The following is a 19730-nucleotide window of genomic DNA, read 5'->3' as shown; positions in this document are numbered from 1 at the left end:
ATCTTTACGAGAATCATAAGACACAATACGTATCTGAGTAAACAAATATTTCATACCTTTCCCTAGATTAAGTATTTCCCTTTAGCGCTACGGACCCAAGTTAAAGCCCACTCGCCTCTATATAGTGCTTTTATTTAGACACATATCTAATTGGTAATCGGACTCAGCAAATGTTGAAGGCATGACTTATTTATATGTTTATAGTTATAAATATCAGGGGGATGGGTACAGAACTATTTTTTAGATAGAATTGTACAACCTGCTCTGATCTAACCTACATTCATAAAAAAATGAGCAGTTTGTAACTACCTCAGCTGCTCATTTGAAAATCAAGCCATTGCAGTGTAAGGAGCATAGAAACATGGCTGGTCAGTCCGTCCCACAATGCTTCTAGGTTCTCAAAATAGATTGCGTCTAATTCCAGAATCTCTTGAAGAAAACGATGCAGCTCTTTTATATTACAAAATTTTTTTCCGTCTATAGTTATGTGATACATAAAAAATTAGCTCCCTTTGAACGTTGCACGATCCTCAAAAATTCATCATAACTTGTTATAATTTTTCCAATTGAAAGATGTTAACCTGTTACTCTCGGATGAACAATAATAACGGACCCTTGCAACTAGTAGAAATGGCTGAGCTTCATAAGCTGCTCTTGAGTATTGTTAAATGTTTGGGTTAGTAAGTTGAACTTTTCTTGAATTTCAGTCAATTTGTCATATAGAACATTTCGCTTTTGAATAGCAAGTTTAATTTCTTTAAGATTCGTTTTAGTGCGTCCTCTCATGGAACCGTACACTTGCTCTTCAGCTTCCAACCCCAGTTCATAAGCTTCAATAAACATCTGAAGTGTCTGGTTTCTTGACTCAAATTGTTCGAGAGCTTTTCCAGCGAGAGCAAGTGTTTCTTCTTTTTCGAACGAAAGTTTTAGCAGGGATTGTTGAAGTGATTTCGTTTGCTCATCAGTCTTCTGCCTAGCTATTTCTATCTGTTCAAGAATAGTTCTTCGCGCCTGAATATGAGTTTCCACTTGATCCAGGTACCCTGTAACATTACTGTTTTTCTCTTTCCCTTGTCTAAGAATAGAATTGTATAATTTCATATCTTCTTGTTCGTGATTGGAAAGGGAAGCCAGAGCTTTGTCGATCTCCTGACTATTTTGAGCTAGATGATTAATCTGATTGACCGCGGGCTCCTGAGACTCTCCACATCCGTTAAGTAGGAGGAGAAACACAGTAATGAGAACAGCATGTGTCAGTTTTTTACCTATTATGTTCACGGGTATTCCCTCTTTTACTGTTAGTTTATCTAAGTTGAATTACAAGCGAGGATCGTGGCTGAAATTAACGACCACATGCTCATTCGGATTGTAAACCTCAAACTCATAGCCTTTTGCTTTCAGCAGCTTTAAAATCTGTGGTAGAGCTTCTACAGTCTGTTTCCGTTCATGCATCAGAATAACTTCTATATCTCGGTGTACGCCTCTTTGTATCCGGGATATAATTTTATTGGGCTGGCCGGGAAGGTCCCAGTCAAGTGAGTCCGTAGTCCAGTCCCACATTTTAAACCCTGCTGCCGCGATATCCCCTCTAAAAGCCTCACCAATCTGCGGGCTACTTCCATAAGGCGCACGTATCAAATGTGGCGTATATCCAATCATTGCCTCGACCTTATACTGTACTTCTTTAAACTCATTCAAAAAGTTGTCAGAGCTTCCGCTCTTATATAACTTTTTATAACTATGTGTCATACTATGCAGCCCGGGATAATTGCCTTCGTTCACCAAACGCTTCACCGCTTCCGGGTAGTAATCCAGATTCTCTCCAACCATAAAAAAAGTAGCTTTAGCATCATACTGGTTCATAATGTCCAGCAACTGCCCCGTGTATTTGCTAGGGCCGTCATCAAAGGTAATATATGCGACTTTCCTCACTTGGCCTAAAAATCTCGTTGGTTGTTCTTTTACGTTTGGCGATTCCTGAATGAGCCCTAATGGAGCAGGCTGTTGAATAACAGAAATGGGTGGAGGTGCAACCATCGTCTTTATCCAATGTGCCATACCGCTGAATGAGTATGTAATCCCCAAAACAAGGAGAATCCAACTCATAAGCACCAAACTGAACTTTCCATAACGAATTTTTTTTCTTCGTTTGGGAATCCCACCGCGAATTGCACTTCCGTACACTTTTGTTGATTCATGATGTAATTTCAAAACCCGTTCACGTCCTATCATCTTGTTATTTATGCTAACGATCAATCTTAATACTTGTTCCTACATAAGATTAATAAAGGTTTGCCGGGAGGCGATCGTTCTGTCCACCATCTCATCGTTTATCCTCTCTTGGTCTTCCTCGCTCATGTTCACACGAAGCTTCTGTGGTCCTTATAGAGCCTTGGTTTCACGGTACTGAGATTCTCGCAGCAGACTCTCATCTAATCAGACATTCCTTTGGGTCCGCGCAGGTAACCATCAATTGCAATACCCTCATGTAAGCAAGACGGGGGAGTTGTTTGAAAAGTTTGATCTTGCATTAAGAATTTTCTTCCACTGTGGTCTTATCTGTGATTTAGCGGGTCAATTAAGCCTCGCAACAAGAAAAAAGACCGCTAGCGCAAATGATTGCGAACGGCCTTTTAGTGTTAATCGAATATGAGGGCGTGCAGAAAAGGAGGAAAGCGCGTTTTAATTTCCTGCGTGGGAGATCGTAATCTGACCTTGCTTGTCTTGGATGACCTTCAAATTCAGCTGGCGCAGTACGCTGGCTAAAGGCACCATTAACTTGCCGTTTTTGCCGATGTAATGCTGGCTGGAAGGGATGATCGATTGTACTGCTCCGTGTACGTCTTTCTGGTCCGGGAGCTTCACGGCAAATTCCGGCGTGCCGGTTGATCCCGGAGCGATGCTGTATTTTTGGAACACGATATATGCATGCCCACCCTTCACGTAAAAGCTTTGCTCGGGATGTACGCCCTGAAACCCGTTCTCTCCTTTATAATAGAGCTCTTGGTCTGCAGCGATTGCGGATTTAATATGCTTATCCAGAATAGACGTGTACTTACTGCCGAACAGGTCTTCAAGCGTGATGCGCTTCGCCTCGGCTTCATTTGTGAAGTTGTACGTGTCTACAAGTGTCTCCGGATTGTTCATGCCGGTTCCCTCCGTGGTGATTTTAAGGGATACCAGGCCGTTATCCGAGCCGTTTGATGTCAGCTCATATTGGATCAACAGCTGGTAGGGATGCATGGTGTAGCCATTCTTTTTGGCCAAGGCGGCTGCTTCAGCGGCAGCCTTTTCCCATTTTGCAAGATCCTTGGAGGCATGGGATTCAATGATATCGTTCAGCTGATCCTGATATTTGGTATCTGCGAGTCCTTGGAATACGGGAATGGTGATATCTGCCTTCAGCCATTTCTCAGATGAATGAAGTTTCTTGCTTGTAACCATCTTAGTGGCAAGAGCGGGAGCCATAATCTGTCCGCTGCCGGAAGCTGACTGGACCTGTGCATGGACATGTGCGGCAGAGAGCCCGGAAGCGGATACCATCAGAATGCTTGCCATGCCGGCGATAGCCAAGGTTTTGGTCCATTTTGTTGTATATTGCATCGTTTTCATTGTAATTTCCTCCTAATGATTAATAAATATTTAGTCGTATGTGGTTGATCTACCAAGTGCGCCCCCGCACAGTGTATCAAGGAGCGATTGTACGGAGCTAAACGGCTCTTATTGGATATACTCGTTGCTGACGAGCAAGTCCTGGATCGCCTCCGTCGGAATCGTAAACTCGACAACGCCCATGGAGCCAGGCGCTACGTCATATTCATTGAAGCTGATGACCAGCTTGCCGTCCTGATTAATGTAGAAATTCTGGTCCTTCGCGATGCTGCGGAACAGTTGCTCCTTCGGCATCTCCGGCTTGATCCCCGGCTGCTCAACCCAGTAAACCTTGCTCGGGTCGTCCTTCATCTGCTGACACATTTGCTCTTTAATATTGTCGCTGATCACTTGGATATAGCGCTCATTGCTGAAGAGGCTCGGCAGTGTGATGACGATTTGGTTGACTTTATCGATCGTATCGTATTTGCGGGATTCGGCAGAGGATCCGGCTGATTCGACGACATAACGAGAAAGGGTCAACAGCCGATCCGTATCGGTGACGACTTCATAGCCGCTTTCCAGCCCGAGATGCCATTCCCCACCTTTTTCCAGTTGGGCTACTTCATCCTTGAAGCCCTCGTACAGCTTCTTGTTTTCCTCCAAATATTTGGTATTTAGGGACTGTTCCAGTTCAGGATTGCCAGTGCCGGCAATGCCGGGCGTTTTAAGATTAACATCAGTGTTTTCGTTCTGTTCGGTATATTCCCGGATGGTGATTACCTTGACAATTTGCCCGAGCACCGGCACTTCAGACAGTGCCTTGGCGAAGGCAGGGCTGGTATTTACGCCGACAGACAGTAGGATACAAGCAGCCGCAGCGCTTACGAGCCAGGGCATGGCCTTTATTTTTGTTCGCCGGGAGGCGATCGTTCTGTTCACCATCTCATTTAATTCATCGGGAATAGGAATGGACTCATACTCCCGCCTCATCCTATTCAGCTTGTCATTCATTATCGTTTCTCCTCCTCTTGATCTTCCTCGCTCATGTTCACTCGAAGCTTCTGCAGTCCTTGATAGAGCCTTGTTTTCACGGTATTGAGATTCTCGTTAAGCACTTCAGCTATTTCTTCGATCTTCATATCTTCAAAAAAGCGGAGAATAATCAATATCCGGTATTTGTCAGGCAGCTCATTCAGTGATCTTGCCAGATCCAGATCAGTATAATGGTCTTGGCTGCTTGGAAGCACAACCTCCAGTTTTTCTTCGTCCATGAGCTGGACTTTTTTCTGTTTTCGTATGAAATCCAGTGACGTTGTCACGATGATACGAAAAAACCAGCTTTTTAATGAACCCGTATTCTTCAGGTTTTCGATGGACATGAACGCTTTGTGGATGGCATCCTGTACGATGTCGAGAGCATCCTCTTTGTTGCGGACATAGCTGTAAGCTAGTCGATACGCCCTTTCCTGGTTTTCGGTGATGCATTGGATGAGAAGCTTTTCCAGCTTCCGGCCGACTTTCATTTAATGAGACACTCCTTTGGGCCCGCGCGGGTAACCATCAATTGCAATTGCCTTACGGAAGCAAGACGGGCGAGTTGTTCAAAAAGTTTGATTTACGATAAAAAAATTCAGCCGTTGTGATCTAGCTACGATTTGGCGGGTCAATCAAGCCGCGCAGGAAATAAATTAAAGACCCCAGTTTAACCGGGGTCTATTGACTATCATATTTTCGGATATGTAAAGCAGAATTATGCCCGCCAAAGTCAAACGAACTTTTGTAGCGAAAAATACTAACCCGTTGGAACTTAAATCACCCAAGTACAATCCATCATTATTCCTAACCTAGATCACTTTGGTCTTATCTGTCTCGTTAATACCACATATTTGGAAATCCCCTACCCATTAGTACGATGAGAAAGCTGTAAAATCCAACAAGACATCCATCTTCGATCATCAATAAGTTTGGTAAGAGAATCTTCATACTGAGTACGATAAGGTTTATTTAGTTCTTGTTGCATCCAGCTTTTTTTGTACCCCACCAGATCTCATAGATGACAAGATCATCGGAGACAATAACATTTTGAAGTTGCTTATCATTGAAAACAGGCTTTCGCGGAATGATTCTTTTTTACCAGGCTTTATTGTAAAACGAATATTAAGAATTATTTGATTGTTGTTTGTTGACATCACTAAACAATCCTTTTATTAATTTTCTTCCTGGAGATTCCTCATAAATTATGCTACGTAATGAAGTTTTACTACATATATTGAATTTATAAATGAATTCGAATCTTAATTTATAACACAGTTATTCGTTATGTTGATCCGTTACGTTTGAGTGACACAACTGATCCTCCTATCCAAAAAGGCAGCCCCGTCAGGAGCTGCCTCATGTTATGCCTTATGCTGTAATCTTATCTGTCTCCGCTAACGCGCCAGCTTACTCGGCACTCGGATAAGGATTGATCTTCTGGATCGTTCCGTCTTCGTTGTAATTCAGCTCGGAATATTTAACACAGCGCTTGTGGTTGACGCCTTCCGACAGGGAGCTGTCGTGATAGAACAGATACCACTTGTCTTCAACCTGCACAATGGAGTGGTGGGTTGTCCAGCCGATAACCGGAGAGAGAATCTCACCCTTGAACGTGAATGGTCCCATCGGGTTCTTGCCGATCGCATATACGAGCTTATGCGTAGTTCCTGTAGAATAGGACAGGTAGTAATAGCCGTTATATTTATGCATCCATGGGCCTTCAAAATATCTCCGCTCCTCATCCCCGGCCAGAATCGGATTCCCATCTTCATCAACAATCGCTATCTCGGCAGGCTTGCCCTGGAAGGACAGCATGTCTTCGCTAAGCAGTGCAACTTGCGGTCCAAGCGCCGGCTGGTCGGGAGCCGGTCCTTCCGCATCTGGCACGAAGCTGCCGGTCTGCCATTTCTCAAGCTGGCCACCCCAGAGTCCGCCGAAATAGATGTATGACTGATTGTCGTCATCCACCAGTATGGCCGGATCAATACTGAAGCTGCCTTCCATATAATTCGGCTGTGGCGTAAACGGGCCTGCCGGAGACTCTGATGTTGCCACACCCAGACGGAAGATGCCATCATGGTCCCGTGCCGGGAAGAACAGGTAATAGGTATTGTTCTTATAAGCGGCATCCGGTGCCCAGAGCTGCTTGGAGGCCCACGGGATATCTCTCAGATGCAACGCTTCGCCGTGATCGACTACCGGGGAATCGAAGCTGTCCATCGAGAGGACATGATAGTCTTCCATTTTATACTGGTCGCCGTTATCGTTGCTCGGCTCGTCATGATCGAGGTCATGGGAAGGATAAATGTAGATTTTGCCCTCGTAGACATGGGCGGACGGGTCCGCAGTGAAGATGTGGGTTACGAGCGGCTGGTGGGGCTTAGGTAGTTGTCGTTGATTCATAAGGCATCTCCTTTGGTATTGGAATAATAGAATCCTTCATCATAAGCAGGGGTAGCGCTTTGTAACGGTAAACCATTAAATGCATAGTCCCCCTCTGAGATTAAAGCAAGCGTTTACAATCCTAATGTAATTGTACAAGCTCCCCTTGTTCTTGCCTATACACATAATAAAGTTCTTCCCCCGATAAAATGTACAATTCTCACTTATCCAATTATACTTGAAATATATACCAATTGCTCGAGTTTTGCTTACCCGGTGTTCTATACAGCTCTGTACGAAACTGTTTTACGCTCTTTACAAGCCTGAAGGCCAAGAAAAAAGACCGCTGGCGCAATTGCTTGCGGGCGGCCTTAATTCCGGCATGACGGTCACTCCCGGAGCGATGCTGTATTTTGCCCCACCCCCTGGTGATTAAATAAGATTTAGTTGTACAGTCTATTGTTACATTGAGATCATTCCCGAGCAGGCTCGCCCGAGGCGATTTCCTGCTCTCTTACATGTGCTCATGTAGTTGATTCCCAAGTGAAGCCTCGCACAGTGCGCTGAGGAGCGATTGCGCGGAGCAAAACGGCTCTTATTTTATTTGACATACTCGTTGCTGACGAGCAGGTCCTGGACCGCCTCCGTCGGAATCGTAAACTGGACAACGCCCATGTAGCCAGGCGCTACATCATATTCATTGAAGCTGATTACCAGCTTACCGTCCTGATTAATGTAGAAATTCTGGTTCTTGGCGATGCTGCGGAACAGTTCCTCCTTCGGTATATCCGGCTCGGTCCCTGGCTGCTCAACCCAATAAATCTTGCTTGGGTCGTCCTTCATCTGCTGACGCATTTGCTCTTGAATATTATCGCTAATCACTTGAATATAGCGATCATCACTGAAGAGGCTTGGCAGCGTGATGACGATATGGTTGATTTTATCGATCGTATCGTATTTGCGGGATTCGGCGGAGGAACCCGCTGATTCGACGACATAACGTGAGAGGGTCAGCAGCAGATCCGTATCGGTGATGACTTTATAGCCGCTTTCCAGCCCGAGATGCCCTCCCCCGCTTTTTTCCAGCTGGGCCACTTCATCCTTAAAACCCTCGTACAGCTTCTTGTTTTCCTCCAAATATTTGGTGTTTAGGGACTGTTCCAGTTCAGGACTGCCAGTGTCGGCAATGCCAGGCGTTTTAAGATGCACATCTGTGTTTTCATTCTGCTCGGTATATTCCCGGATGGTGATGACCTTGACAATCTTCCCAAGCACCGGCACTTCGGACAGCGCCTTGGCGAAGGCCGGGCTGGCATTTACGCCGACAAACAGCAGGATGCAGGCAGCCGCAGCGCTTGCGAGCCAGGGCATGACCTTTATTGTTCTTCGCCGGGAGGCGATCGTTCTGTTCACTATCTCATTTAACTCATTTGGAATCGGAATGGACTCATACTCCTGCTTCATCCTATTCAGCTTGTCATGCATGATCGTCTCTCCTCCTTTTAATTTTCTTCGCTCATGTTCACCCGAAGTCTCTGCAGTCCTTGATAGAGTCTTGTTTTAACGGTACTGAGATTCTCGTTAAGCACTTCCGCGATTTCTTCGATCTTCATATCTTCAAAAAAGCGGAGGATAATCAAGATCCGATATTTGTCCGGTAGCTCATTCAGTGACCTTGCCAGATCCAGATCGGCATAATGGTCTTGGCTGCTTGGCAGCACAACCTCCAGTTTTTCTTCGTCCATAAGTTGGACTCTTTTCTGTTTTCGGATGAAGTCCAGGGACGTTGTCACAATGATTCGAAGAAACCAGCTTTTTAATGAACCCGTATTGTTCAGTCTTTCAATGGACATGAACGCTTTGTGAATGGCATCCTGTACGATGTCGAGGGCATCCTCTTTGTTGCGGACATAGCTGTAAGCCAGTCGATACGCCCTTTTCCGGTTTTCGGTGATGCATTGGATGAGAAGCTTCTCCAGCTTCCGGCCTACTCTCATGTAATCAGACACTCCTTTGGGCCCGCGCGCGTAACCATCAATTGCAATTGCCTTACGGATGCAAGACGGGCGAGTTGTTTAAAAAGTTTGATTTGCAATTAAAAACTTTAGCCACTGTGATTTGATGTGAGATTTGGCGAGCCAATTCATCCGTACAGCAAACAAAAGACCCTATTTCACCGAGGGCCTGAGCTGATTTCTATTCACGTTAAGAGCCCCCCTCTCTAAGGAAGCGTGTGGAGTGCCGATTATTCTTGTTGTGCTCTCCCTATTATCGGATTATTTCTTGGATCGGGAATTATTTGTTAAACAACGAGGTTATTTTAAGAAGCTCGCGTCGAGGTAGACCGTATAAAATACAGTGACGATACAATAAAAAAAGCCGCTAAAATAGCGACTTCCAAGTACATCATGTTCTTGTGCCTCGAACATTAACATTAAGCTTTACGAAGCTTAAGCTTTACGAAGCATTTGTCTCTCGCTTAGCTGTGACAGCATATCCTTCGTCATGGCCTTCAAGTCGTAGCGTGCATGAAATCCCCATTCTGTTCTGGCTGCCGTTGCATCAATGGAATGCGGCCAGCTATCGGCTATCGCCTGTCTCTTCGGATCAACATCATAATCGAGGATGAAGCGTGGAAACTCCTCCCGAATCGCTGCAGCAATCGCCTCTGGATCTACACTCATTGCGGTGACATTAAATGAGTTTCGGTGTATCAACCGTGATGAATCCGCTTCCATTAAATCGATGATAGCGTTCAGAGCATCCGGCATATACATCATGTCCATGTCTGTGCCCTTGGCGATATATGATGTATATCGGCCAGTCGTCACGGCTGCGTAGTAAATTTCTACCGCATAATCCGTCGTTCCTCCACCGGGAGGCGTCATATGAGATATTAAGCCCGGGAATCGCAGTCCCCTGGTATCCAGGCCGTACTTGTGAAAATAATAATCACAAAGCAGTTCTCCGGACACCTTGTTCACGCCATACATCGTATTGGGTCTCTGGATCGTATCCTGCGGGGTATTGTCTTTCGGAGTCGAAGGGCCAAAAGCTCCAATGGAGCTTGGCGTGAATAATTGGCAGCCGAGCTCCCTGGATATTTCAAGTGCATTCATCAATCCGCCCATGTTCAGGTTCCAGGCAAGCAGCGGTTTCTCCTCTGCGGTAGCAGACAGCAGCGCGGCCAAATGAATGACGGTATCCACTTCGTATCGTTTGGCTATTTCAAACATCGCTTTAGCATTCGTCACGTCCAGCAGCTCGAATGGCCCGGATCGGGTAATTTCGTGGGCGGATGACCTGAGATCCGTAGCAACAACGTGATCCGCACCATAAATTTCACGTAATTTAACAACTAACTCAGAACCGATTTGGCCCAGTGCTCCGGTCACCAATATCTTGTTCATAAGACATTCCTCCCGAAATAGACTCCCGCGAATGCAGCTAAATCAGCTTCATTTCCTTGCCAACGTTCTCATAAACGGAGATCACCTGGTCAAGCATCTCTCTGGTATGGGCGGCGGTCGGCATGTTGCGTATTCTTCCAGTACCTTTCGGGACCGTAGGAAACAGGATTGCCTTGGCGTAGACCCCTTCTTCATAGAGCCGTTTGCTGAACTGTTGGGTGGTTACTTCATCGCCAATAATACAAGGGGTGATCGGGGTTTCGCTTTGGCCTACATCATAGCCAAGCAGGCTCAAGCCATTTTTCAAATGATTGCCGTTCTCCCACAGCTTCTCGATCAGCTCTTGGTCATTCATCAAAATGTCGACAGAAGCGCTACAAGAAGCGATTACCGCTGGAGGTAGCGATGTCGAGAACAGAAATGGACGGCTTCTCAGCTTCAACCATTCAATCAGTTGTTTTTTGCCCGCCACATAACCGCCGACAACGCCGATCGCCTTGGAAAGAGTACCAATTTGAAAGTCAATGCGGTCGGACAATTCAAAATGCTTCACCGTTCCCGCACCTGCTCCAAGAACACCCGAACCGTGGGCATCATCCACATAAGTAATCAGATCGAACTCTTCTGCTATGTTCACGATTTCGGGCAGCTTTGCTATATCACCGTCCATGGAGAAAACCCCGTCGGTGATGACCATAATTTTACGGTACTGACCGGATTCCTTGGCCTCTTTCGCCTGCTGTCTTAAATCATTCATATCCGAATGCTTAAAACGAATCACCTTGGCTCTCGACAGGCGGCAGCCATCAATAATTGAAGCGTGGTTCAGCTCATCGGATAAAATCGCATCATGCTGGTCCATTACCGCCGATATAGCAGCCATATTACAGTTAAATCCCGATTGATACACGATAATGGCTTCCGTTTTTTTGAAACGGGCCAATTTTTCTTCAAGCTCAACATGAAGATCCATCGTACCGTTAATTGTTCTTACAGCCCCTGCGCCTGCTCCATATGTCTGCGCCGCCTTAATTGAAGCTTCAATCAGGCGATGATCGGTTGCCAGTCCCAAATAGTTATTAGAAGACAAATTGATTAGGGACCTTCCGTCGATACGAATAACAGGACCATTTGCACCCTGCAGTGTATCGATGACATTGTATAGACCTTTAGTCTTTAGCTCTTCGATGCTCGAATTTAAAAATTGGTCCAGTGCTTGACTCGACATTTCATTCCCTCCTCGATTTACGTTTGTCCTCGTACGGGAGACATGTCATAATGCGTGAAAAACCTTGTTTTAAAGGTGTTTATTTTGATTTCAATGTAGCATTTTTTTTGATTTTTGTACACATGAGAAGGACAAAAACCAAAAAAATCCGCAAATAAATATAGCGATTGCTTCCCCCATCCCCGGAAGCAATCGCTACTAGATCCTTGTTTGTTTTTGTCCATCAGAAGAAACATAAATAATGAAATATACTAACCCTCCGCTGTCAGGCTGCCGGCCTTTTCCCCGATCGTTATAAACGCTCCCCGTTCATCCGCTGAGCGTATCTCTGCTTCAATAATTTCAAGACTTCCTATCGCACTCTCTGGTGTGCATACCGTAACGGGTTTCCCCGCTGCAACCGAGCGGATAAAATACCGGATTTGTTGATAATACCCTGAGTCTGGAGAAAGATCAGCAACAAAGCCTGGTGCATCATTCGGGTTCACTTTTAGTTCTCCATTCTCAAATACAAGGTTTCCCTTCTCAAAATTAACGCGGAATGTCATTGAGAAACCGAAATCTCCCTCCAGCGTCCAATCTGCTTGCGCATTCAGCACCTTTCCGTCAGGATACAGATAATGGGTTGATACAGTGTCGTAACCACTTCCAGCAATCACATTACGTGCGATTGTAGAAACTTGATCCGGTTTTCCAAATAACCAGTGGATGATATCGGTATCATGGATGTGCATATCTAATATACAGCCACCGCTTTTACTACCATCCAGAAACCATTCTTGAGGCAAACCTGAACCACGGAAGAAATAACCTGCCTTCACCGCTCCATACCGTTCCTCTTCAACCACTGACTTGAGATATTCATATGCGGGCCAAAAGCGTAAACATTGACCGATCATCAGTGTTTTTCCAGTCTGTTTTGCAACATGCGCCATCTCCCATGCATCTGATGAATGGCGCGCAACTGGCTTCTCACAAAGGACATGCATGCCTTTTTCCAACATGGCACATGTCAGTTCCGCATGCAGCGGTGTAGGCAATGTAATATCAATGATATCCAGCTCTTCTTGCTCCACCATTTTAGCAATGTCGTCGTATAACCTATAAGGTGTAAGATCATAAACTTCCTGCTCTGTCGCCATATTTCCAGATGCTTTTCCATGCTTTAGTTCGTTTATTTTCAAATCACAGATGGCAACCAGTTCGATAGATTCCCCTTCCGAGGCGAGGCGTACATAATTATCAAAATGCATGCGCCCCATAAAACCAAAACCAACCAAGCCCACTTTCAACATGTGTTTCCCTCCTGAAGTAAAAATTATATTTTAGAAATACGTAGTTATATGAATTCAATCAATAAGTCTCTCTAGGATAGCATCCATTGCTCTGGATGTGTTGTATACGATCTGCTCAGAATGATGGGTGTATGGAGGAATCATCTCTGCTGTAACGTAATTGTCGTAACCCACGATACGCAATGCTTCCATAACCGCGGGATAATTCACATCTCCGGCGAGTAGATCCACAAAGCCATGTAGTCCGCCCGCTTGTCGGCGATAATCCTTAAAATGAACCTTTTTGATGCGGTGCCCCAGAATACGAATCCATTGTTCGGGATATCCGTTCTGCACTGCATTGCCTACGTCGAAATAGGAGCCAACATACTTGGATTGGAAGGAATCAATGAACGTACGAAGTTCAAGCGGCGAAACCAGAAACTTGTTCCATACATTTTCAATTCCAATCGATACTCCGGCGCTTTCAGCATAGGGTAACAGGGATGCGATAGCTTTTTGAGCTCGCTCATAGGCCACCTCGTAATCAGTCACTTCGCTGTCAGGGATAAAATCAACGCCTACGGCACCGGGAATAACCAAAATCGTATCCACGCCAAATGCCGAGGCAAGTTCCAATTGTTTTTTGCAAACATCCAGTGCTTTGGTGCGAGTCTCCTTATTTGCACTCGTCATTGAATATTCCCAATATAATCCGGTAGCCAGACCTGCAATCTCTAAACCGGCCTCTTCAAGACGTCCTTGAATATCGCGAACCTCCTGATCTGTGGCAGACAGGCTAAGCTCCCCTTCTCCGTTCAGCGATAGTTCAATTCCCTCGAATCCAGCCCCCTGGGCTGTCTTAATACAGTCTGCGATGGCTAAATCCCCTGGGAAAGACCATATGTTTATCCCTTTTTTCATCTGAATGACCTCCTCGTCGTTATGAATAGCAATGCTAAGCCAATCGCAATAGACCAAACTTGGCTGGCACATGAAAGTTAATGGCTCCGGTCGGTTGCCAAGCCTGATATTCCCGCTCTCCCTGTTCATTCTCATCAATGCGATACACGTTAATTCTCCAGCATAATCCTGAAGTCAAAGGTGAGTTGAAATTATCGGATGGGATATGAATACAGTACACTCGGTTACCTTGATCGTCGGCCTCCACCTCGGTTTGAAGTCCCGCTAAGTGCCAAGCTACATCCACTTTCAGCTTCGAACCCTGTCCGTCATCATTTTGAATAAGAGCATCAAAAATCACATTGTTTGGACTGATCTCCAGCTCCATGTAACATTGGCCATCCCCTTTTTCGTCGATAAAGATCTCAACGACGTCTTGTTCGTACAGAGGTTGATCTCTTTCCGTGAAATTGGATACGATGTAGGGGTCCTGACATGTAAAACGAATATGAAGGTAGTCCTTACTCCAGCCTATACGTACTTCGGTTGATTGCCGAGGTGGCAGACCCGTCACTGTATCGACCAAATTTAGGGGCACACAATTTTCCCAATCCGAAGGAGAGGGCAACTTTCCATCCGTCGTGAACTTGTGTGCATTATAGTGGCAGGTGCTGCTCCTTTCCTCAGGAAGAAAGTTCATCCCGCTTCATCTCCTTAATTCGACGTTATCCATCCTATAATTTGAATTAATCCGTGATATTGTAACTATGAAATGAAGATGTGATAATAGTTATATTGTATATAACTTTTTCTAATATTGATTTAGAAGATCAAGAGATTATTTGTACAATTCCGTTTAGTTTTAATCATCTGATCCTGCATGGAATTATATAGTTAAGGAGGTCAAGCCTGTGTCGCCTTTGCAAAGGGATTATCCAGTACAAAGAATTGCAAATTACAAGGAATGGTCTCCCAATGTCCACTATGCACAGTTCCAGACTCTGCCTCCAGGCAAGCTTCCCAGACGACGGCTGTATGATTTCGAACTGCTCTACGTCTGTCGGGGTGAAGCAACGACCTACATGGACGATAAACGTTATACCCTAAAAACCGGAGAGCTCATTATGCTACCCGCCGGGGTATATCATCAGAATGAAGTCGTATCTCGTCCCGAGGCGCGTTTCATTGGTATTCACTTTGACTTTTTCAACGAGTTAACCATTCAAACCGAGGCTGATATGGTTGTAAATGAAGAGACTGTTCAGCTGCACAAATTCGCCGCAGAAGCCTGCGCAGAAGGCATGACTCCGTTATCCGCGACTCCTGTCTATTCATCATCCTCTGCTGCAGTTCAACTCATGGAGCAGCTGGTCCATGAGTTTACGATGCGTCCGCCAGGCTATGAGCTCATATGCAAAGCCTTGATGCTGCAATTGCTCACCCATCTGCTGCGCTCACCTTATCTGAACTCATCACGCCATGTTTCCATTCATGGAGATAAGCTGCGTGAACTTATGAAGCAGATCGAAGCTTCTCCTTCAGAGCCTTGGAGCAATTCGGGGATAGCCAAACAAATGAATCTTAGCATAGACCACACGGCAAAACTGTTCAAACAAATGGTTGGCATGCCTCCAAACCAATACATTCAATCCATACGCCTAAGGGAAGCCCGCAAATTGTTGCGGGAAACGGACTGTTCCATCGAAATTGTGGGCACACAGAGCGGTTACCCTGACATTCATTATTTCAGTCGCACATTCCGCAAATATGAAGGGATCTCCCCTCGAGAGTACCGGAAATTATCACGCATGCTATAAGATAGTCATTATAAGAACCTCAAAACTTATGTGTAACAGGTTATCCTTGCTTCCTACAAGCAAAGGCATACTCAAACATTCTAATGATTTCGATGCTTATCCCTTGAATCCAAATGTCTTTGCCATCACATCTCGATCGATTCCTTGATGCTTTAGTTTGTCATGATTCCAGTGGGGTTTGCAGTTTAATCAGCAATGTCCGCCCAAGGGTACCTTGCATATTGATCTTTAGCTTTACCGTAGGTGATAGTTGCAGGACCTCGATCCGATCGTCTTTACCCAGTATGCCCGCTGCCTCTGCGTCCAGTTCCAGTTCAATATAACCCTGATTCTCCAGCGTAGGATCAGACACTGACAGATCAATCGTATCGGCCCCCAGATTTTTTCTAATCATGACAGAGGCTTTTTTATTCGAAGTAACGCCATCTATCGTAGTCAGAGTATCCGTCCAGAAATTATAACATGCAACGTTAAGCGTATTCTCTCGGACCGCCTGAACCGTCTTAGAATTGGCGAGGATGGTGACATCCGGCGAATCGGCGTATTCTTTTGTTTCCTGCTTGCTTGCATTTGGCAAAATCATATATTCATACTGACTGTCAGCAGGATTATTCCCATGATCAATCCACATGGTCAGGAAATAATTCTGCAGCAGTTCGGTAGGTGCTGTTGCAGAAGGAGGATTGCTGAGATTAATGTCGGACCATCTTCCCTCTTGAATTTGTCTGGTCAATTTGATCGATGAATGATGCGGGAGGATATAACCAATGTTCGAGCCTGTCACATTTCCCTCCAGATAAGCCCATGATGGATTCTCTATCTCTTTATTTACTATGGTCCCATTCAATTCTTCACCATTCACGAAGAAACGGTTGGAATTGTCTTCCTTCAGCTTCCGCTGCTCTATGACGGTTTCTACAGGAAGGTTATCTGTGCTTGTAATGCCAGCACCCAGCGCAACAATTTCATTGTCAAAAGCAAACCAGGATTTCCGCGCCTGCAATTGTGTGCCGTTCTGAATCAATTCCATGCCTGTAGCGCCGAAGGTATCCAACGTTGTGCCGCCCGCCCAGGAATTAAGCGGCACGCTTTCGCCATCCCCGTATTGGTAATTGCTGGAATCCCTTGTCCGCGAGACAACCGTTGTGCCCGGCAGTCGGTTCCAGTTCACGGTTGCCCAGAAGCTACCTGTATACTGGGACAGATCCTGGTTGTAGAGATACGTCATCCCGTCACCAGTATACCAGCCTTTAGGATTCTCTCCGTTGGTAAGCTCATAGGTGGCAATACGCTTTGAACTTTTACTGACTCCGAACAGAAAGTCTTCGCCCCGGTGTACACTGCGAGCCATGCCATTCAGCTCATAGTGTGCTTGAATATTGGTGGCAGGAGCAATCGCAGGATCCTCCACCCAATCCCTGATCGTATCTGCCAAATCCAGCGGAAACTGATAATATGATTCCCCCCGGCTCAGCTGATACTCTACATGATATTTCACCAAGCCTTTTAACCTAATCGAAATCTCGGCAGGAGATGTCAGTGCAATTCGGGCGATACCCGCGAGAATGTTTCTGCCGGAGTAATAGGCATCTGCTGCCGGCCTCACGATTGCGCGACCTCTCGTCATATCGATAGCCTGCCCATTATACAAAACAGGTGCAAAGCCTTCATTGATCCAACGATAGACATTATTCATCTCGGGCACAATCGGCTGCCAGGTGCTTCCGTTCAGCAGAAACATCAGGTTCCCTAACCCCTGTATCAGAACCTCCCCGTAACTTCCCGTGTAGGCTATCGTGCTGTGCTGCACATACGAGCCATCTTCATAGAACCCGTCTCCTGCTGCTGTGTACTGAAATAGCTCACTCATCCCGTTTCTGGCCTGAATTAGCCGGTCATAGTTCTGTTCGACAAGCCCCATACGGACCTGAATCAGCATGATATCGGAGCGGTTGGCACCTGTCTGTGTAAAAGAAGCGGCGGTGATGTCCCCGATATAATGATCGATGCTTGCCGTATTCCTCAGAATTTGTTCCGGAGTCAAATCGTCATACATCAGGATCAGGATATCTGCCAAACGATTGGGAACGCCGATATCCCAGTTCCACCAGTTGCCGAATTCGGTGCCGGTGTCCGTATACAACTTATCCAGCATCCAGTCCATAGCTTGAAGCAGATCGTCCTTTAGCCCGGAATGATGGTAGAGAGAGGTTCCTTTGGTCTGATAGGCTAATGCCATTGTCTTCAATCGGGTATAGTGGTTGTTGATAAAAGAAGAATCACTGGCAGAAGCGGGAAGGTCATTCCAGAGCGTTGTGCCTCCCGATGTGAGTTGCATGCTATCCCAGTATTGTTGAGCTGCAGATGCATTGGCCTCAATAATGGCTTGCACCGCTGCGTCATTTACATCCAGTGAATCTTTGCCGGTCAGGGTTTCCTTCCAGCGCAGCCTGATATCATCATATTCCTCGGGATTCTCCGGCTGGGGAGCAATCACCTCAAGTGTAACCGAATTCGCTAGTCCGTTAGCCGTACTTGCGGACACCGTAGCCGTACCAACGGCAAGGGCCCGCATTGTGCCATCTGCAGCCACACTTACGATTTCAGGGTGATCGGATACCCAGCTTAGCTGCGAGTCCGTTGCATTCGACGGCTCTACATTTGCGGTGAGCTGATGGCTGTCGTATTTGGAAATCTGTGAGGGTGGAGATGTAATGACAACAGAGGTGACAGGAATATATGGAGTAACAACAACGGTAACCTCTGCAGAGATCGTCGGATCGGCTTGTGATACTGCTGAAATCACCGCAGAGCCGACGGATATTCCGGTGATTTCACCAACGGCATTGACAGTGGCAACTGCAGGATTGTTGGAACTCCAGTTCAGTGCCTGATTCGTTGTATTCTGGGGATTAAATACAGGCTGCGGTACTTGCTTGCTTGTTACCGCTAGCTTAACTTCATCCGGCAATATGATGCCGAGCGGCAGCACCGGTTTGGTCACTACCACTGGAACCGCAAGCGAATAATTGCCTTCATAAGTGCTTACATTCACTGTGGTGCTGCCTTCTTTGAGCGCATAGACCGTACCATTAGTCACTGAGGCCACGTCAGGGTCAGCTGTACTCCAAAGTAAGCGCTGGTCGGAAGCATCTTGCGGCAAAGGTGTAACCACTATATTGGTGCTGGTGCTCTCCGGCAGCTCAAGTATTGGTACTGAAGGATCGATTCCCGTAATTGGCACATAATCTGAGAGTTTCAGGTCATTAACCATCCATTCTGCCTGCAGCCCGCTTTGAAAATACTGATTGAGGTATATATGTCTAATATTCAGCCAGGCGGAAGGCAGCGAGGCTTCCCCTAAATACTGGTCATTCAGAAAATAGGATATGGAGCGCGCTGAGTTGTTTATGAACATTTTTATTTTGTACCATGAATTCTTCTCGTAGTATGTCAGGAGTTGATTACTAGCATCGCGTATTTCTCCTGCGGCATTAAAGGTAAGGGCAGAAACATTGGTGGTGCTTGTAGCGGGGTAAGGGGCGTTCAGGCTTCTGAACTGAATCTCACGGCGATGCGTAGCACTGTTCATATAAACCGACGCTTCAAAAACCAGCTTTCCGGCGATGCCACTATTGCCAGCGCCCGTTCCGCCCAGATTATTTCTTCCGGTACTCACGTTTTTGGTATTGGAGACCATTTTGAGACTGTAATCCTCACGCTGGGGAGCGTTTTCTATAGTCACATAATCTGTTTCTGCCGAAGAATTATAGATGCCCCAGCTTCCACCGACCGAGCCACTGTATGTGGAGCCGTTATAGAGCTTCGTATTCTTGGCATTCGCGCTCTCATCATAGTTAACATTTACGAATACGGTGCCAGCAGCGAACGCCGGCGGCAAGGTCGCAGCGGGAATGATAAGCGCCAGAACCAGCAGCATAATGATAAGACGGAAGAGAAGCGACTTTATGAATGGCTGATTATACACTTGCATACCAACCCCTCCAACATTTTGATTTTGCAGCAAATGCTTATAAACGCAGCATACGAAATTCCAGCCGCTTCAAAAAATCAGGAAGAACAAACA

16 protein-coding genes are annotated in these 19730 nt (G+C 45.9%); 1 reads left to right on the top strand and 15 read right to left on the bottom strand.

From position 1 onward, the window contains the following. Positions 1 to 310: 310 nt before the first annotated feature. From DFQ00_RS30315 to DFQ00_RS11250, 14 genes are all read right to left on the bottom strand, one after another. Positions 311 to 496, bottom strand: coding sequence for a barstar family protein (locus tag DFQ00_RS30315; protein WP_110896600.1), 186 nt, complete (start codon positions 494 to 496; stop codon positions 311 to 313). A gap of 125 nt (positions 497 to 621) precedes the next feature. Then, positions 622 to 1278 carry a YkyA family protein gene (locus tag DFQ00_RS11315; RefSeq protein ID WP_167433675.1) on the bottom strand — a complete coding sequence of 219 codons (657 nt, stop codon included), beginning with the start codon at positions 1276 to 1278 and terminating at the stop codon, positions 622 to 624. Positions 1279 to 1317: 39 nt separating this feature from the next. Further along, a complete protein-coding gene (locus tag DFQ00_RS11310; RefSeq protein ID WP_244213797.1) occupies positions 1318 to 2232 on the bottom strand; it encodes a polysaccharide deacetylase family protein in 915 nt (304 codons plus the stop codon). 450 nt (positions 2233 to 2682) lie between these two features. Next, positions 2683 to 3612: a DUF3298 and DUF4163 domain-containing protein gene (locus tag DFQ00_RS11305; RefSeq protein ID WP_110896598.1), complete on the bottom strand. Its 930-nt coding sequence runs from the start codon at positions 3610 to 3612 to the stop codon at positions 2683 to 2685. A gap of 108 nt (positions 3613 to 3720) precedes the next feature. After that, positions 3721 to 4605: an anti-sigma-V factor RsiV gene (gene rsiV / locus DFQ00_RS11300; RefSeq protein ID WP_110896597.1), complete on the bottom strand. Its 885-nt coding sequence runs from the start codon at positions 4603 to 4605 to the stop codon at positions 3721 to 3723. Continuing rightward, positions 4605 to 5117, bottom strand: a complete 513-nt coding sequence (locus DFQ00_RS11295) for an RNA polymerase sigma factor (RefSeq protein ID WP_110896596.1) — start codon at positions 5115 to 5117, stop codon at positions 4605 to 4607. The genes rsiV (DFQ00_RS11300) and DFQ00_RS11295 overlap by 1 nt, the downstream gene beginning before the upstream one ends. A 919-nt stretch (positions 5118 to 6036) precedes the next feature. After that, entirely contained in the window at positions 6037 to 7032 is a 996-nt protein-coding gene (locus tag DFQ00_RS11285; protein ID WP_110896595.1) for a glycoside hydrolase family 43 protein, read from the bottom strand. Between the two features lie 579 nt (positions 7033 to 7611). Beyond that, positions 7612 to 8496: an anti-sigma-V factor RsiV gene (gene rsiV / locus DFQ00_RS11280; RefSeq protein ID WP_110896594.1), complete on the bottom strand. Its 885-nt coding sequence runs from the start codon at positions 8494 to 8496 to the stop codon at positions 7612 to 7614. Positions 8497 to 8513: 17 nt separating this feature from the next. Next, positions 8514 to 9008 (bottom strand): RNA polymerase sigma factor, encoded by a 495-nt coding sequence (locus DFQ00_RS11275; RefSeq protein WP_110896593.1) that lies wholly within the window; start codon positions 9006 to 9008, stop codon positions 8514 to 8516. A gap of 453 nt (positions 9009 to 9461) precedes the next feature. After that, complete coding sequence (locus tag DFQ00_RS11270) at positions 9462 to 10421, bottom strand: L-threonine 3-dehydrogenase (protein ID WP_110896592.1); 960 nt, start codon at positions 10419 to 10421, stop codon at positions 9462 to 9464. 37 nt (positions 10422 to 10458) lie between these two features. Further along, positions 10459 to 11649: a glycine C-acetyltransferase gene (locus DFQ00_RS11265; protein WP_110896591.1), complete on the bottom strand. Its 1191-nt coding sequence runs from the start codon at positions 11647 to 11649 to the stop codon at positions 10459 to 10461. A gap of 251 nt (positions 11650 to 11900) precedes the next feature. Next, positions 11901 to 12944, bottom strand: a complete 1044-nt coding sequence (locus tag DFQ00_RS11260) for a Gfo/Idh/MocA family protein (protein ID WP_110896590.1) — start codon at positions 12942 to 12944, stop codon at positions 11901 to 11903. Between the two features lie 54 nt (positions 12945 to 12998). After that, positions 12999 to 13847, bottom strand: coding sequence for a sugar phosphate isomerase/epimerase family protein (locus DFQ00_RS11255; RefSeq protein WP_110896589.1), 849 nt, complete (start codon positions 13845 to 13847; stop codon positions 12999 to 13001). Positions 13848 to 13881: 34 nt separating this feature from the next. Beyond that, entirely contained in the window at positions 13882 to 14526 is a 645-nt protein-coding gene (locus tag DFQ00_RS11250) for a carbohydrate-binding family 9-like protein (protein ID WP_110896588.1), read from the bottom strand. A 211-nt stretch (positions 14527 to 14737) separates the two neighbouring features. On the opposite strand from DFQ00_RS11250, the gene DFQ00_RS11245 reads away from it, so the two are divergent. Next, complete coding sequence (locus tag DFQ00_RS11245; RefSeq protein ID WP_110896587.1) at positions 14738 to 15643, top strand: AraC family transcriptional regulator; 906 nt, start codon at positions 14738 to 14740, stop codon at positions 15641 to 15643. A gap of 160 nt (positions 15644 to 15803) precedes the next feature. Here the strand turns inward: DFQ00_RS11245 and DFQ00_RS11240 are convergent, their stop codons facing one another. Further along, positions 15804 to 19637, bottom strand: a complete 3834-nt coding sequence (locus DFQ00_RS11240) for a polysaccharide lyase family 8 super-sandwich domain-containing protein (RefSeq protein WP_110896586.1) — start codon at positions 19635 to 19637, stop codon at positions 15804 to 15806. Between the last annotated feature and the right edge of the window lie 93 nt (positions 19638 to 19730).

It is taken from the genome of Paenibacillus barcinonensis (assembly GCF_003217495.1).
Lineage (GTDB): Bacteria > Bacillota > Bacilli > Paenibacillales > Paenibacillaceae > Paenibacillus > Paenibacillus barcinonensis.
Note: the sequence above shows the minus strand (reverse complement) of the source record. Positions and strands in the feature narration are given on the sequence as shown.